This window comes from Streptomyces sp. NPDC093598 (assembly GCF_044764825.1).
In the GTDB taxonomy this organism is placed as follows: domain Bacteria; phylum Actinomycetota; class Actinomycetes; order Streptomycetales; family Streptomycetaceae; genus Streptomyces.
The window spans coordinates 56,856-70,922 of sequence record NZ_JBIWIV010000012.1 but is presented as its reverse complement, the minus strand read 5'-3'; the positions used below and the strand labels follow the sequence as shown (position 1 = coordinate 70,922).

Genomic DNA, 14,067 nt, shown 5'->3' with positions numbered 1-14,067 from the left:
CCGATTCGAGCATGGCCGCTAAATGGACATTTCCGCTGTGATGCAGACAACTTAGGCGGGTCTTCACGGTGTGACACGGCACACGCCGCCCGGCCCGTCGTACCCGCTTCTCAGGACGGAACAGGCTCCAGCCTGGAGCGAAAGTGGCGCAGGAGCGGGGGCTGTTCGACCAAGCGGTAGCCCGGGATCCGCTCCGCGTCCTCGGCCGTGGCTGCCAGGACCTCGCCGACATGGTTCAGGTGACCGAGGCCGTACGTCCTGCGGGGAAGTGCGAGCCGGACCAGCTCGTAGGGCGCCGCGGTCAGGGGGACGCCGTTCTCGTCCTCACTGCCGAGATAGACGGTCACACCCGTGACGGTGAGGCCACCCCGTTTCCTGAAAGCATGTCAGGGCATGCGGCACTCATGTGACGCAAAGGACCTCGACGCGACCGCACGCACCAGCACGGGTACGCGATGGGCAGCGAGTGACCGGGGGATGCACCATGACGCAGCGCTCCAGAATCCACACCCCGCCGCCGTGGGCACGGCCGGGCAACCGGTGGGGCCCACGGCTGTACTGGCCGATGCTGTGCCTGAGCATCGGTCTGACGGCCTGGCGAATCATGGACGGCGATGACGTGAGCCGCGTCCTGCCGGCGGCCGTCCTGGTCCTGATATGGGCCTGGCTGCTGATCGCCAACCGCACAGCCCGCCGTAGACAGGCCAGGACGCAGGAGTAGAGGCGCGGGACAAGGCACTGCCCACGGTCACGTGGGCGAGACGGGTCTCACCGCCGCCTGGTCGTCGACCGGAATGCCCAGCCGGTCTGCCACGGTGGTGAGGGCTGTTCCCAGCGGGAGCGCAACCCTGGTGAGGGAGTGCCGGTCACCTCGGGTGGGGTCCCGGTTGATGATCAGCACCGGCTTACCGGCCTCGGACGCCTGGCGCACGAAGCGGAGCCCGGACATCACCGTCAGGGAGGAGCCCAGGACCAGCAGCGAAGTCGCCGCACGGACCAGCTCTCGGCACTGCTCGACTCGCTGCGGCGGAACGTTCTCGCCGAAGAACACGACGTCCGGTTTGAGGGTGCCGCCGCAGGCCGTGCAAGGCACCACGCGGAAGCCTCCGACCTGTTCGTCCGTGAGGTCGGCATCACCGTCCGGGTTGATTCCGGCGGCCACGGGCTCGAACCCCGGATTGGCCTCCTCCAGCCGCCGGGCGAGTTCGCGGCGCGGGCTGAAGGCACCGCAGGAAAGGCAGACGACCCGGGTCAGGGTCCCGTGCAGTTCCACCACGTCCTCGCTGCCGGCGGCCTGGTGCAGGCCGTCCACGTTCTGGGTGATGACACCAGAGAGCAGGCCGCTGCGCGCGAAGGCGGCCACGGCCCGGTGCCCGGCGTTGGGGCGGGCCCGGCCGAAGCTGCGCCAGCCGAGGTGGCTACGCGCCCAGTAACGACGCCGGGCCTGGGCGCTGGCCGTGAAGTCCTGGTAGGTCATCGGAGTGTGCCGGCTCAGGCTCCCGCCCTCGCCCCGGTAGTCGGGGATGCCCGACTCCGTCGAGATACCCGCTCCGCTGAGCACCAGTGCACCACCGGCGCTCAGTGCATCGATGACCGGCTCCAGATCCGTGGTCCCCGGCGGCAGATCCTCGGCAGGGGTCCAGCTCAGGGTGGGGCGCATCCGCATGCCGTCAGGGTACGGAACAGCAGCTTTCGATGCGGCTGCGCGGCCGCTCGGGGCGCACCGGCCACCGGGCAATCGGCGCTCATTGCAACGTGCGAGATTGAGGCCGTTGCATCTTGCTCCACCTGTTGCAACCGTCAGCAGGTTCTGGTCTGCCTCAACGAGATATTTTCGGCCTGCAATGCGTTGCTGAATCTGTGATGCAACGTAGCTTTCCGTTGTCTGAAACGAACCGAGGAAACGTGCAAAGCGGAAGTTCGACACCAGCGCCCCCGTCACCGCCGTCCTCGACGTCTCCGCCGGACGCATCCGGTTCATCGCCGCCGACCGGGCCGACACCACGGCCGAGGTCCTGCCGGCGGACGCCTCAAAGGGCCGCCGCCCCTGCCCTTGGAGGGAACTGACGGCATGCCCGGCGGACGGGCGATCAACAGGGCACCCGGCGCCGCAAGTTCGTCCCACCGCAATCTGTGCGAAGCGGCACCGGGCTGTCGGAACCGGCAGAGCTGATACCGAAGGAGATGTTTGTTCGGGCCGGATCGGCGCACCCGATGAGTTAACACATCCTTTATACGACGAAGCGGAGACGCACCATGGGCATCATTGCTTGGATCATCATCGGGTTGCTCGCCGGCGCGATCGCCAAGGCCCTGATGCCGGGCAAGGACCCCGGCGGCATCATCATCACCATGCTCATCGGCATCGCCGGTGGTCTGCTCGGCGGTTGGCTCGGCAAGGTCATCTTCGGCGTCGACTCCGTCGACGGGTTCTTCGAACTCTCCACCTGGATCGCCGCGATCGTCGGCTCCCTCCTCCTGCTCGGCATCTACCGCCTCGTCACCGGCAACCGGCACTCGCACCGTCACGCATGACCCGCTGAAGGCAAACGCCTCCGGACACACGTGAAACGGCTCCCTCCCCGGCGTAGGGGAGGGAGCCGTCCACGTGTGTCGGGACGACCGTGCATGGTCCGCGTACTGGTTGTAGAGCTGGTCCCCGCCCCGCGACCAGTACAGGTGCGACACGTCGTTGTCGAAGCCCGCGTCCTGCGGACAGGCGAGGAGGGCTCAGCGCTTGAGCGTGAAGGAGAAGTCGCCGGAGCGCTTGCCGCTCAGCCGGAACGCCGAAACGAGCTTCCCCTCCGTGATCAGCTTCTCGACCTCGGCCCGTGAAAGACCGCAACCTTCAGCGATGAGTCGCACCGGCCGGACAGGGATCCGCGCCGCGAAGCGGACCGAAACGTCGATCACCTCGCGGTCCAGGTGATCCGATCCGCCGGTGTCGAGGCGCCAGGCGTCGTCCCAGTCGAGAGCGATGCGGTTACGGCGCCGCACGACCGGATCCTGGAGCAGCTCGGCTGCCAGGCCAGGGTCGTTGCCGTGCAACCGGTCCAGCAGCTCGGGTCGTACGGAGCGCACATTCATCCGCTCCAGGACTGTGAGCTTTGCGGTTTCCCCGCAGACGGTGCAGAGCACGAGGAGCCAGGCGTCGATGAGCTTGTGGTTCGCGTTGACGCGAAATTTTCCGTCCGCCCGGAATCGCTCCGACGCGCACGCGTGGCAACGGCGGAGAACCAGCGGCAGGCAGGTGGGCATGACCACCCAGACAGTGAGCACAGAAGTACACCGGTTTCAGTGAGAAGTCCGCAGCAAAAAGCAGCGCGGCGCACATGCGCGACGCGCGACAGATCAGCGCTCGGGAGGTCTCACAGGGTGTACAACGGCATGTCCTTGACTAGACGACTCGGTCCGGCAGCACGCTACTGGCGCAGGGCGGCGCTCTCCACTGGTTTTCGAGCGCCGCCCGGGAGGGCTTGTGAGTGCCCGCAGCGCTGCCTTCCTCCTGGCTCGAGAGCAAGACCGGGGCACGACCCGGCCGGAGTGGCGGACGACCGGGAACCGTCGTCAGGCGGCGGCGCCCCCGTCGGCCCAGGGAGGGGTGAGGCAGGAGGAAGCGCTCAGTCCAGCAGTCTCAGCGCCTGCTCGGCCGCGTCCCGCACCCGGCCCGGGTCGTCCGACGCCTTGCCGACCACCCGCAGGCCCTGCATCAATACCAGCAGCATCCGTGCGAGCGTGAGTGGATCGCGGTCCGCGGGCAGTTCGCCCTGCGCGCGGGCCCGGATCAGCGCCGAGTGCAGCAGGGTCTCGAGGTGGCTCCAGCTCGCCTCCACCCGGCGGGTCGCCGCCGGGTCGTGTGCGCCCAACTCGGCCGCCGTGTTGGTGACGAAGCACCCTTTCACACGTTCGCTGGAGCCCGCCTCGGTCGCGAAACGTCGCACCACCGTGCGTACCGCGGGCAGTGCGGGGCCCGGCTGGGACAGTTCGTGCAGGAGACCGGGGTCGCGGGTCTCGTTGTACCGGTCCAGGGCCTTCAGGTAGAGCTCGTGCTTGTTGCCGAAGGTGGCGTAGATGCTGGCGCGCCCGATGCCCAGGTGCTCGACGAGGTCCGCCATCGAGGTCGCCTCGTAGCCGCGCCGCCAGAACAGCTCGAGGGCTGACTGCAGTGCGGCGTCCGGGTCGAATTCCTTGGTTCTGGCCACGCTCGAAGCCTGGAAGACATTGAAACGATCGGTCAATTATTGCTGGGCAGAGTGAAACCGGGCGGGGCCGGGGCCTGTTGGAAGAGCTTGACGGGAACGGCGTCCGCAAGGGCCTGGTAACCGGCGGGGTTGAGGTGAAGATGGTCGCCGACGTCGTAGGCGGGAGAGAGCCGTCGGGGGTTGTGCGGGTCGCGGACCACCTGGTCGAAGTCGATGACGGCGTCGAATCGGCTGCTGGTGCGGATCCACTCGTTGACCGCTCGGCGGGATGACTCGTGGAAGCCGGCGGCATCGTCGTAGCTGTTCCCCCCGAAAGGGGTGAGTGTGGCTCCGTAGACGCGGATGCCCTGGGCGTGCGCTCGCGTGATGATCTGCTGGTAGGCAGCGATGAGGTCGGCCGTGACCTGCTGCGCGGAGGACTCCGAGGTTCCGTCGGGGATGTCGTTGATCCCCTGGAAGACGAGGAGCCATCTGACGCCGCTCTGGGCGAGGACGTCACGGTCCAGACGGGCCAGGGCGTTGGGGCCCGGGCCGTCGTGGAGGACCCGGTTGCCGCCGGCCGCTTGGTTGAGGATCGCGATGTCGGAGGTGGCGGGACGGGACTGGAGCCGGTTCAGGAGTCGGTCGGGCCACCGGTCGTTCATGTTGGTGGTGGATCCGCGTCCGTCGGTGAGCGAGTCACCCAGCATCACGGCCGCGGCGGTGGTGCCCTTGGACCATGTCTCCACGCCGCTGAGGAAGTACCAGTGATCGACCGCGGTGGCGCCGGGCAGGTCGCTGTCGTCGAGGTGGTCACCGGCCAGCATGTAGGAGGTCGTTCTCGAGCCGGGATGCGAGGTGATGGAACCGGAGGCCTGGCCGTCGGCCAGATAGAGCGTGACGGTCAGGTTGCTCCCCGGTCGGACCTCGAACTCCAGCGGGTCGCTGACCGCCTGGGCGCCCTTCGCGATGTCGATCCCCGCCCGCCCGCCGAACGTCACCCGGCGCGTGCTGCCGGGCACGATGGCATCGGCGCCCGCCCTGCCGTCCGCCGGGAGTGCCACAGAGACGGCGGTGATGGGCAGGTCCGTGCCCCCGAAGGCGTTGGAGAGGCGTATCCGCGTGAACCGGCCGCCGACCGACACGCGCAGCGTCTGGCGCAGCGTGGCGTCCGCGAAGACGCGATTGTTCCGGGTGAACGGAGGGGGCGGCATGTCGGCGAGCTCGGTCGACTGGGGCATGGCCGTCCATGTGTTCACCCAGCGCGCGCCCTTCGTCGTCGGGGTGGGGTAGCCGGATGAGGAGGAGGCTTCGTCGCGCGCCGCGCCCGCCGCCGCCGACACGAAGAGGCCGACGGCCGCCCCGGCCAGGGTGACAACTGCGCCCACCAGCGCTGGTCTTCGCTTCATGACGATGCCATACCTCCGTCTGCGCGCGAGCGCCGCCTGTGGCGGTCCTCAGGAGCTGAGAGCCTGGTGGAGGGTTTCGCGGCAGTCGATGATGGTGTCGATGCCGACGATGTTCATCGTGCGCTTCACGGTTTCGCCGGGTGCGGTCAGGCGTAGCCAGCCACCGGCTTCACTCAGGGCGCGGTGGGCGCTGATGAGGATGTTGATGCCGGTGGAGTCCATGAATGTGACGCCGCCCAGGTCCACCACGATGCGGGGCCGTGGGGCATCGGAGAAGTACAGAGCCCGCTGGAACTGGTTACCGGTGTGGTGATCGATTTCTCCGGTGAGCATCAGGACGCGGATGCCTTCCATGGTCGTGGAGACGACCGACAGCTGGCCCGGCTGCTCAGCTGGTTCGGGGTTCGTCATATCTCCCTCGGCCATGTCGGTGATACTGGCAGACCGGAAAGGCGTCCCGGGCGTTGCCTGCATCGTAGGGGTAACACCGACGGGTGGGGAGCGAATGGCAGGCTTGGCGGAGCGTCGTCCGCGCTCGTTCGGGTACGCGGGGGGTGTGTACGGGGAGCGAAGGCAGCGATGAGGGAACCAGAGCCGTTGCGCGGCAAGGACGCGGCCACGACCGGGCGTCCCTTGCGGGCCAGTGTGGCTTTGGACGGGAACGGTACGGACATCGCTCTGGCTCGCCACCTGGCCGCGGACTTCCTGGCCCGGGGGAAGGCCGAACAGGGGCTGGAGGTCTCGCAGCGGGGCATGGATCTCACGCAGCTCGTGGTGAGTGAACTGGTGACCAACGTCTGTAAGTACGCGCCGGGCCCGGCGCTGATGGACCTGCGGATCGATGGTCATGTGGTCGAGGTGACGGTGTGGGACTCCGACCCGGTGCTGCCGGTGGCCAGGGCCGCCGACGCCGATCGGGTGGGCCAGCACGGCCTGGAGGTCGTGATGGCCGTCGCCCAGGGCTTCGAAGCACGGCGGGAACGATTCGGCAAACGCGTCACCGCCCGCATCGAACTCTCAGACGACGCGTCCGACACGCCCCGTGGACACCGCCACTAGAGCCGCCCGATCCGCCATTCCTTTCCCGAGGCCGCGAGACGACGTCTTCGAGACGGCGGTGGCCCGAAACGGCTCCGACCCTGCGCCTGGGTTGCCGCTGTGGGCAGACGGCCCGGGGCATGCTGGTAGCCGTGACCGGGGTACCGCACATCGCGTGTGCCGCGACGACCGAGCAGGGACGCACGACCGGCGTCCAGGAACAGGTGAGGGGCATCAGGTGGCGGACCACGGGCGAGCGGACCTGCCGCCTGGCGCGGAGGCCGGTGTACTGGCGGACCGCCTGAAGGAGCGCCTCTACGCCACCATCACGATGATCGCCCTGGTGGTCGGTCTGTCTCTCGGCGATGTGGGTTCCCTCGGCGCTATCGCCACGGTCCTGACGACCGCGCTCGGGCTGTGGCTCGCTGCGTTCGTCGCCGACCAGCAGGCGCACCGCACAGTCCACCGCCGCGTCGCCACCGGCCACGAGCTGCGTCGCATGCTGTATGTGAGCAGCCCACTGCTGTCCTGCGCCGTCGGACCGGCCGTGCTGATCGCCCTGGCCGCGCTGGGCGTCCTGTCCTTGGACGCCGCGTTGCTGGCGGCGGCGGGGGTGGGCGTCGTCACCCTCTTCCTGTGGGGCTGTCTGGGCGGGCTGCGCATGGGAGGCGGCGCTCTGGCGGCGGTGGTGGCGGGCCTCGTGGACGCGGCGATCGGTGTGGCGATCGCCTTGGTGAAGGCGGCTGCCGGGCACTGAGAGGACGCGGAACGCCGTTTCGGGGTCCGCCTCAGCACCAGTGATTTCGGTACCGCCCTTCGCTCGTCCGCCAGACTCAGGGGGAGTCGACCGACTGTCGGGGTGAGTCTTCATAGCGGGTGGCCATCGCGGCGGCGCGGTCGCGCAGCAAGAGGCGCAATGACCCGGGGGCCAAGGCTTCCGCGTCCGTGCTGAGCTGCCACAGCGCCCACTCGGCGTGTCGTAGATCTTGGAACGTGACCTCCAGCCGCAGCCACCCGTCTGCGTCAGGCTCTGCGGCGCGGACGGCTAACGCGGAGCTGAGCAGGTCCTCCCGCCGCTCGGGGTTCACCCGTATCAGCACGGCGATGTGGCCGCCGGACAGAAACCGCGCGCAGCGTTCCTGCCAGGCCCGGTCCAGATCAACCCGGTCTGGTCGCTGTGCCGGTTCGGGGAGTTCCTCGGCGGCTGACACCCGCGACAGCCGGTAGGTGCGGTCCGCGCCGGATCTCGTGGCCAGCAAGTATCCGCGGTCGCGTACGGTGACGAGGCCGATCGGGTCCACCGTGCGCCACTGCGGTGTCTGGTCTGTGGCCGCGTAGAGGATGCGCAGTCTGTGTCCGGCCAGCACCGCGCGCCGGATCTCGATCATTGCCGTGTCGGGCACGGTCTCGGTGACCGGCCGGCGTGAGAGCAGGTCGGTCTCCGGCTCGACGAGAAAGCGCTCGGCCGCGTCGCTCGTCGTGGCCCGATGGCCTTCGGGCAGCGCGTCAACCACCTTGCGCATGGCCGAAGCGAGCGCCGAGCCGAGACCGAATACCTGCTCGCCGCGCCGCGATCCGGCGGTCAGCAAGGCAAGCGCCTCGTCGTGGTTCAGTCCGGTGAGTTCGGTTCGGAAGCCGGGCAGCAGAGCGAACCCGCCGTGTCGGCCGCGTTCGGCGTAGACCGGCACGCCGGCCGCGGACAGCGCCTCGATGTCGCGCAGCACGGTACGGGTGGACACCTCCAGCTCGCGGGCCAGGGTGTCCGCGGTCAGCCGACCGCGCTGACGCAGCAGCAGCACCAGCGAGACCAGCCGATCGGCACGCATGCGGGAACCGTATCCGAATACATGACGAAGGGTGTCGTGCTTTCTTGGAAGGCTCATGAGCACCGACGTCTACGGCGCGGCGACCGCACCGATGGACGTACGAACTCCTGACGATTCGAATGGAGCTGATGTGGCAGTGGAACGCACGGCAGTCAACCCGGTGACGTGGTCGGTGGACATGGGATTCAACCAGGGTGAGATCGTCTCCGGGCACACCCGGACGCTGTACTGCTCCGGACAGACCGCGATGAACGGCGACGGCAAGCCCGAGCATGAGGGCGACATGGCCGCACAGTTGGCCCTGAGCCTCGACAACCTGGAGGCTGTGCTCGCCGAGGCCGGCATGTCCCTCGCGAACCTCGTCCGGCTCAACGTCTACACCACCGACGTCGATCTGCTGTTCCCGCACTACGGCGTGCTGGCGTCACGGCTGGCCGCCGCCGGGGTGGCACCGACCGCCACGATGCTCGGGGTGACACGGCTGGCGATCCCCGGCCAGATGGTCGAACTGGAAGGAACCGCCGTCGCGTGAGGCGACCTGGCCGCCGCACTGCTCGTACCGGCCGAACCGGTACGAGCGGGACCAGGCAGCCGGTCGTGGTCATGGCCGGAGTCGAAGGGCCAGTCCCTCGAAGTAGCTGCGGTGTACCGCCGTCAGGTCGACCCGCACGGGGTCCAACAGCCACAGCAGGTGCGCTCCCTCGATGAACGCTGCCGTCTCCGCCGCCAGGATCGCCGGGTCCAGTCCGGCACGGGCTGAACCGTCGGCCATGGCACGGGTGAAGAGGGAGGCCAGGTGGGTGCGCAGCGCCCGGCCACGATCGCGGAACCAGGTGTGCAGCACCGAATCGCCTTGCAGGTTCTCCGCGATGAGGGTCGTGTGCAGGGCGGCCAGTTCCCGTTCGGTGGTGGCGGTGTGCTCGGCGTCCCGTATGAACCAGTCGAACGCCTGCTCCAGGGTCGGCTCGGCACCTCGCGTGATGGACAGCCGTTCCAGGGCGCGCCGGTCGGCCTCCTCCAGGACGGCTTGTACGAGTCCGTCCTTGCTGCCGAAGTGGTGGATGAGGGCGGAGGGGGTGACGCCGGCGCGTTCGGCGATCGCGGCCACTCCGGTGCCGCGCACGCCCTGCTGCGCGAACAACTCGATCGCTGCGTCGACCATGGCGCGACGGCGCTCCACGCCCCGCCTCTGCACCTGTCCCTTGACTCCAGCCATGGGGATCAGGGTGCCTGTCAGGAGGTGGGGAGTCCAACTCGATGTGCTGGAAAAGGAGGTGCGGGTCCCGCACCGCGTCATTATCTTGAATGACCATGCAGGGAAATGGATGCAGAAGCGCGTATCTGACGGGGCGCGAGCGAATGGTGCCTGTGAACGGCCTCGAGCTGTGGGCCGAGGACTTCGGTGACCAGGACCACCCGACGGTGCTGCTGGTGATGGGGGCGCAGGCACAGGGCGTCCAGTGGAACGACGGCCTCGTCCGGCGCCTGGTCGACGGTGGCCGCAGGGTCATCCGATACGACCACCGCGACACCGGACGCTCATCCACCGTCGACTTCACCGCACAGCCCTACACGGTCGGCGACATGGCCTCCGACGCCCTTGCTGTGCTGGACGCGTTCGGGGCTGCACGAGCACACCTGGTGGGCGCGTCCCTGGGCGGCGTCATCGCCCAACGGCTGGCCGTCACACATCCCCATCGGGTACTGACCCTGACGAGCCTGTCGTCGCAACCGCTCGGCACGGACACGATGGCGTCAGTGCAGCGCGCCTTGGAGGGGGCGCCTCCGCTGGTCGGTGAACTACCCCCGCCCAAGGCCGAACTGCTGGCCGCGCTCGCCTCGGCTTTCCCCGAGCGCGAGGCGGGCCTGGAGGAATACCTCACCGCTCGACTGCCGCTGTGGCGCATTCTGCACGGCTCGGCGCTGCCGTTCCACGAGGACGAGTACCGCGCCATGGAAGAGCGGGTCCACGAGCGGGCGCGGGATCTGCAGGCGGTGCTCAACCACACGTACGCCGGGGCCATGGGCACGGGTGCTACGACGGAGCTGACCTCCGTCACCGCGCCGACGCTCGTCCTGCACGGCACCGAGGACCCCATGTTCCCGCCCCCGCACGCCGAAGCCACCGCCGCGGCCATCCCCGGCGCCCGCCTGACCATGATCGAGGGCATGGGTCACACCTTGCCCGCAGCGCTGGACGGCCGGCTGGCCGACGAGATCCTGCACCACACGGTCCACGCCTGAGCAGCGAGCACAGCATGGGGGCGGCCCGACCGTGTGAGCTGCCGGTCCGTCCCCACGCAGGGCCGGGTTCGACGAGTCACCGTTCTGCCTCCGCATCGAAGGCGTCGAGGAGCTTGCGGGCAGCCTCCACGACGTCGGGATCGATGGACTCGGTCAGCCCTTCGGCGATCTGGCGGCCGGCCAACACGGCCTCGTGCGCGTCGACTTGCCACTGCACCTTGTGGGTGCAATGCAGTGGTGTGGGTACTCAGGAGGGGCGTCCGCTGCGGACCAGATCGTCCAAGGCCACACTTCCGGTCTCGCGGGGCCCGCTCACCCACCTCCGGAGGTGCCGGTGACACCTGTGAAGCATGGCGGGACTGCGGCTCCCTGATCCTTGAACCGCCTCATCGGGCGTCAGCGGTCAGCGTCCTCAGGCTGCGTCTTCGACTCGGGAGCAGCCTCCGGCTGGGACGCCGGCGCGCTGTAGAAGACGGACCTGCCCTGCTTGGAGCGCTCGGCCTGGCTCTTGGCCACGAGTCCCTCAAGCGTCACGCGCACGACCTTGGCCGCGATGTCGCGGTCGGGGTGGGCTTGGCCGAGCGCTGTGGAGATCTCGCCGGCGGAGCGCGGTTCCTTCTGCTCGACGAGGTGGCGGCGAATGAGCTCCACCAGGGTGGGCTCGGCTGCCTTGGCGCTGTCCGTCTTCTTGGCCATGGGCTTCTTGGCTGCCGCCTTCTTTGCCGGCGCGGCTGTGGACTTGCGTGCCTTCTGCTTCCCGTCAGCCGCCGAGCCGGTCTTCTTCCGTCGTGGGGAAGGCACCACGCCACTCTTGGACTCGGCCGCAGACCCGGTCGGCGTCGTCGTGATGCCGAGTGCCTGCTGCATGTTCACCAGCACGCTGTGGTCGTGCTGCAGAGCGGCAAGCTGCTCCTGCAGGGAGGCGATGTCCGCAGCGATCCGTTCCTGTTCCTTGATATTCGCATCGAGGTCGCCGGTCACCTGGGCGATGTACTGCGATGCCAGTTCGGTGGCGGGAGTTGTTGTCTCGGGCATGGCGCTGACCTTTCCTCGGCGTCGGAGGCATGCTGCGGGTGATGCCTGTCTTGGGGGCGAGGTTGCGCCGCCCCGGTGGGGACATCGCGTGTGCCGCAAAATGCCTTGGTGAGAGATGGTACGGACAACAGGAGCCGGTTGTTCCCGTCGGGTGTTGTCCTTTTGCTCGGCGCCGGCCTCACGACTGCGATGTTGGGATCAACGGGGCAGCAACGAGGCCCGCGTTGAGTGCTGGGACTGAGGCGAAGAACGTATCGGGTTCCCCGGATGTGATGACACGGGCACAGAGACTGGCGGGCGGGTCCAGGTCCGTGGCATCAAGCAGCCGCACCCGGTCCCGCGCGGATGTCCCGGTGTCTGCGGGGCATACGGGCTTCATCCCCTTCGAGAGGAGCTCGTCCATGCTCGGCATAGTCGCGGCGGTGTTGTTCTTCGTGGCGTTTTTGATCAACATTGCTGAGATCAGCACCAACGAGGTGTTCTCTTCGACGAACGTCATGTTGCTGGGATTGATGTGCCTGGCTCTGCAGGTGGCCGGCGTCGGTGCCGGCTGGGCCCGTCGACGCTGAGGTCACGCTCTGCAGGTCCGGTGGCGTCCCGTCACCGGACCTCGTCACGATCACCGGCTGCTGGAAGCCCCGTTACCGCCAGTGCAACATCAGCTCCCGCCGCCCGACCGTTGCATCCCTCGCAAGTCGCGCTGCGCGCAGGAAGTATGAGGATTCGCGCGGTGCCGTGCCGTCGATGAGCCGCATGCGAGAATGACGCCCGTGACCGGATCGTCTTCGTCGCCCGTCGCTGAGAGCACGCCCGGCCGTGTCGGTCTGGGCCCCCGTGCCGCCGCCATGCTGGTCTTCGGGTCCTCGGCAGCGGTCTTGGTGGTCGAGATCGTCGCCTTGCGGCTGCTCGCTCCCTACCTCGGCCTGACCCTCGAGACCAGCACCATGGTGATCGGTATCGCGCTCACAGCGATCGCCTTCGGCTCCTGGTTGGGCGGGCACATAGCGGACCAGGTCGATCCACGCCGGCTCATCGGTCCTTCGCTGGGAGTGTCCGGAGCGGTGGTCGCGCTCACCCCGTCCGTGTTGCGTACCACTGCGGAGTGGGCAGCCCCGGTGCTGTTGGTGATCGCGTCGCTGACCATCCTGGTGCCGGGCGCGCTGCTCTCCGCGGTGACGCCGTTCGTGACGAAGTTGCGTCTCACCAGCCTGGCGGAGACCGGTACGGTGGTCGGCCGGCTGTCGGGCATCGGCACCGTCGGCGCCATCGTGGGCACCGTGCTCACCGGCTTCGTCCTCGTGTCGCGGTTGCCGGTCAGCGGCATACTGCTCGGCCTCGGAGCACTGCTGGTGGCCGGCTCGGCGTGGGTCGAGTGGCGAACGCGCGGGTGGAGCGGCACTCCTGCCCTGACACTCGTGGTCGCAGCCGGTGGTCTCGCTGTCACGGTCGCGCCCGGGGGCTGCGACGTGGAGACCAAGTACCACTGCGCACGCGTCGTCGCGGACTCCGACGGTGGCCACGGCCGCACGCTCGTTCTCGACGGTCTGCGGCACTCGTACGTCGACATCGACGACCCGACCCGTCTGAAGTTCGAGTATGTGCGTGCCATCGCGTCGGTGGTCGACGCCGCCTTTCCGCAAGGTGAACCACTTGTCGCCCACCACCTCGGCGGCGGCGGACTCACCCTTCCGCGATACCTCGCGGCTACGCGACCCGGAACGCGGAGCCTCGTCTCCGAGATCGACGGCGGGGTCGTGCGCATCAACGAGGACCGACTCGGTCTGCGATCACAGACCGGTATCGACGTACGCGTCGAGGACGGCAGGCTGGGCCTGCGGCGACTGGACACCGACAGTCGTGACCTCGTCGTCGGCGACGCCTTCGGGGGCGTCAGCGTGCCGTGGCACCTCACCACCGTGGAAGCGATGACGGATGTACAGCGGGTGCTCGACGAGGAAGGCCTGTACGTCGCCAATCTCATCGATCACGGTGGCATGGACTTCGCACGCGCCGAAGTAGCCACCCTCGGCGAGACCTTCGAGCACGTCGCTCTCCTCGGCGAACCCGCCGATGTCGGCCTGGGCCCGACCGCCGACTCCGAGGGCGGCAATATGGTGGTGCTCGCCTCCGACCAGCCCGTCGACGTCCGGGCGATCCAAAGAGCGCTCGACGCCCGGGGAACCGGCTGGAAGATCACCACCGGTGAGGAGCTCGCCTCCTGGATCGGCGCTGCCCAGCTCCTCACCGACGATCACGCACCCGTGGACCAACTCCTGCAGCCCTACAGTCCGCAGAGCAGCCGGTGACCCGACACGCCCTCGGCAGCCCCGCCGA

Annotated in this window: 18 protein-coding genes; 8 read left to right on the top strand and 10 right to left on the bottom strand. The window is 68.5% G+C overall.

Annotated features, from left to right (window positions below; all coding sequences use genetic code 11):
• Positions 1-110: 110 nt before the first annotated feature.
• On the bottom strand, positions 111-347 hold the full coding sequence (locus tag ACIRDU_RS28505) for a hypothetical protein (RefSeq protein ID WP_403584402.1): 237 nt from the start codon (positions 345-347) through the stop codon (positions 111-113).
• 137 nt (positions 348-484) lie between these two features.
• Between ACIRDU_RS28505 and ACIRDU_RS28500 the strand changes: the two genes are divergently transcribed.
• Positions 485-721: a hypothetical protein gene (locus ACIRDU_RS28500; RefSeq protein WP_403584400.1), complete on the top strand. Its 237-nt coding sequence runs from the start codon at positions 485-487 to the stop codon at positions 719-721.
• Positions 722-748: 27 nt separating this feature from the next.
• On the opposite strand, the gene ACIRDU_RS28495 is transcribed toward ACIRDU_RS28500, so the two are convergent.
• Entirely contained in the window at positions 749-1,666 is a 918-nt protein-coding gene (locus ACIRDU_RS28495) for an NAD-dependent protein deacetylase (protein WP_403584398.1), read from the bottom strand.
• Between the two features lie 590 nt (positions 1,667-2,256).
• On the opposite strand from ACIRDU_RS28495, the gene ACIRDU_RS28490 reads away from it, so the two are divergent.
• The gene (locus ACIRDU_RS28490; RefSeq protein ID WP_403584395.1) at positions 2,257-2,535 is read left to right on the top strand and encodes a GlsB/YeaQ/YmgE family stress response membrane protein; all 279 of its coding nucleotides are present in this window, start codon (positions 2,257-2,259) and stop codon (positions 2,533-2,535) included.
• 195 nt (positions 2,536-2,730) lie between these two features.
• Here ACIRDU_RS28490 and ACIRDU_RS28485 read toward each other — a convergent pair whose 3' ends face one another.
• From ACIRDU_RS28485 to ACIRDU_RS28470, 4 genes are all read right to left on the bottom strand, one after another.
• On the bottom strand, positions 2,731-3,279 hold the full coding sequence (locus tag ACIRDU_RS28485) for a DUF1062 domain-containing protein (protein WP_403584393.1): 549 nt from the start codon (positions 3,277-3,279) through the stop codon (positions 2,731-2,733).
• A gap of 341 nt (positions 3,280-3,620) precedes the next feature.
• Positions 3,621-4,202, bottom strand: coding sequence for a TetR/AcrR family transcriptional regulator (locus ACIRDU_RS28480; protein WP_403584390.1), 582 nt, complete (start codon positions 4,200-4,202; stop codon positions 3,621-3,623).
• 32 nt (positions 4,203-4,234) lie between these two features.
• A complete protein-coding gene (locus ACIRDU_RS28475) occupies positions 4,235-5,590 on the bottom strand; it encodes an SGNH/GDSL hydrolase family protein (RefSeq protein ID WP_403584387.1) in 1,356 nt (451 codons plus the stop codon).
• Between the two features lie 48 nt (positions 5,591-5,638).
• On the bottom strand, positions 5,639-6,016 hold the full coding sequence (locus tag ACIRDU_RS28470; protein ID WP_403584384.1) for an STAS domain-containing protein: 378 nt from the start codon (positions 6,014-6,016) through the stop codon (positions 5,639-5,641).
• Positions 6,017-6,169: 153 nt separating this feature from the next.
• On the opposite strand from ACIRDU_RS28470, the gene ACIRDU_RS28465 reads away from it, so the two are divergent.
• Entirely contained in the window at positions 6,170-6,649 is a 480-nt protein-coding gene (locus ACIRDU_RS28465) for an ATP-binding protein (RefSeq protein ID WP_403584381.1), read from the top strand.
• A gap of 217 nt (positions 6,650-6,866) precedes the next feature.
• A complete protein-coding gene (locus ACIRDU_RS28460; protein WP_403584379.1) occupies positions 6,867-7,385 on the top strand; it encodes a hypothetical protein in 519 nt (172 codons plus the stop codon).
• 76 nt (positions 7,386-7,461) lie between these two features.
• Here the strand turns inward: ACIRDU_RS28460 and ACIRDU_RS28455 are convergent, their stop codons facing one another.
• Entirely contained in the window at positions 7,462-8,454 is a 993-nt protein-coding gene (locus ACIRDU_RS28455; RefSeq protein ID WP_403584377.1) for a helix-turn-helix transcriptional regulator, read from the bottom strand.
• A gap of 136 nt (positions 8,455-8,590) precedes the next feature.
• On the opposite strand from ACIRDU_RS28455, the gene ACIRDU_RS28450 reads away from it, so the two are divergent.
• Positions 8,591-8,986 (top strand): RidA family protein, encoded by a 396-nt coding sequence (locus ACIRDU_RS28450; protein ID WP_403584374.1) that lies wholly within the window; start codon positions 8,591-8,593, stop codon positions 8,984-8,986.
• A gap of 69 nt (positions 8,987-9,055) precedes the next feature.
• Here the strand turns inward: ACIRDU_RS28450 and ACIRDU_RS28445 are convergent, their stop codons facing one another.
• Positions 9,056-9,670: a TetR/AcrR family transcriptional regulator gene (locus ACIRDU_RS28445; RefSeq protein ID WP_403584371.1), complete on the bottom strand. Its 615-nt coding sequence runs from the start codon at positions 9,668-9,670 to the stop codon at positions 9,056-9,058.
• Positions 9,671-9,813: 143 nt separating this feature from the next.
• Here ACIRDU_RS28445 and ACIRDU_RS28440 point away from each other — a divergent pair, with 143 nt between their 5' ends.
• The gene (locus ACIRDU_RS28440; protein ID WP_403584368.1) at positions 9,814-10,698 is read left to right on the top strand and encodes an alpha/beta fold hydrolase; all 885 of its coding nucleotides are present in this window, start codon (positions 9,814-9,816) and stop codon (positions 10,696-10,698) included.
• A 76-nt stretch (positions 10,699-10,774) separates the two neighbouring features.
• On the opposite strand, the gene ACIRDU_RS28435 is transcribed toward ACIRDU_RS28440, so the two are convergent.
• Positions 10,775-10,915 carry a hypothetical protein gene (locus tag ACIRDU_RS28435; protein ID WP_403584365.1) on the bottom strand — a complete coding sequence of 47 codons (141 nt, stop codon included), beginning with the start codon at positions 10,913-10,915 and terminating at the stop codon, positions 10,775-10,777.
• 179 nt (positions 10,916-11,094) lie between these two features.
• Positions 11,095-11,733: a hypothetical protein gene (locus ACIRDU_RS28430; RefSeq protein ID WP_403584362.1), complete on the bottom strand. Its 639-nt coding sequence runs from the start codon at positions 11,731-11,733 to the stop codon at positions 11,095-11,097.
• 401 nt (positions 11,734-12,134) lie between these two features.
• Here ACIRDU_RS28430 and ACIRDU_RS28425 point away from each other — a divergent pair, with 401 nt between their 5' ends.
• Both ACIRDU_RS28425 and ACIRDU_RS28420 read left to right on the top strand, forming a co-directional pair.
• A complete protein-coding gene (locus tag ACIRDU_RS28425; RefSeq protein WP_403584360.1) occupies positions 12,135-12,302 on the top strand; it encodes a hypothetical protein in 168 nt (55 codons plus the stop codon).
• Between the two features lie 201 nt (positions 12,303-12,503).
• Positions 12,504-14,039, top strand: a complete 1,536-nt coding sequence (locus ACIRDU_RS28420) for a fused MFS/spermidine synthase (RefSeq protein ID WP_403584357.1) — start codon at positions 12,504-12,506, stop codon at positions 14,037-14,039.
• Positions 14,040-14,067: the final 28 nt, after the last annotated feature.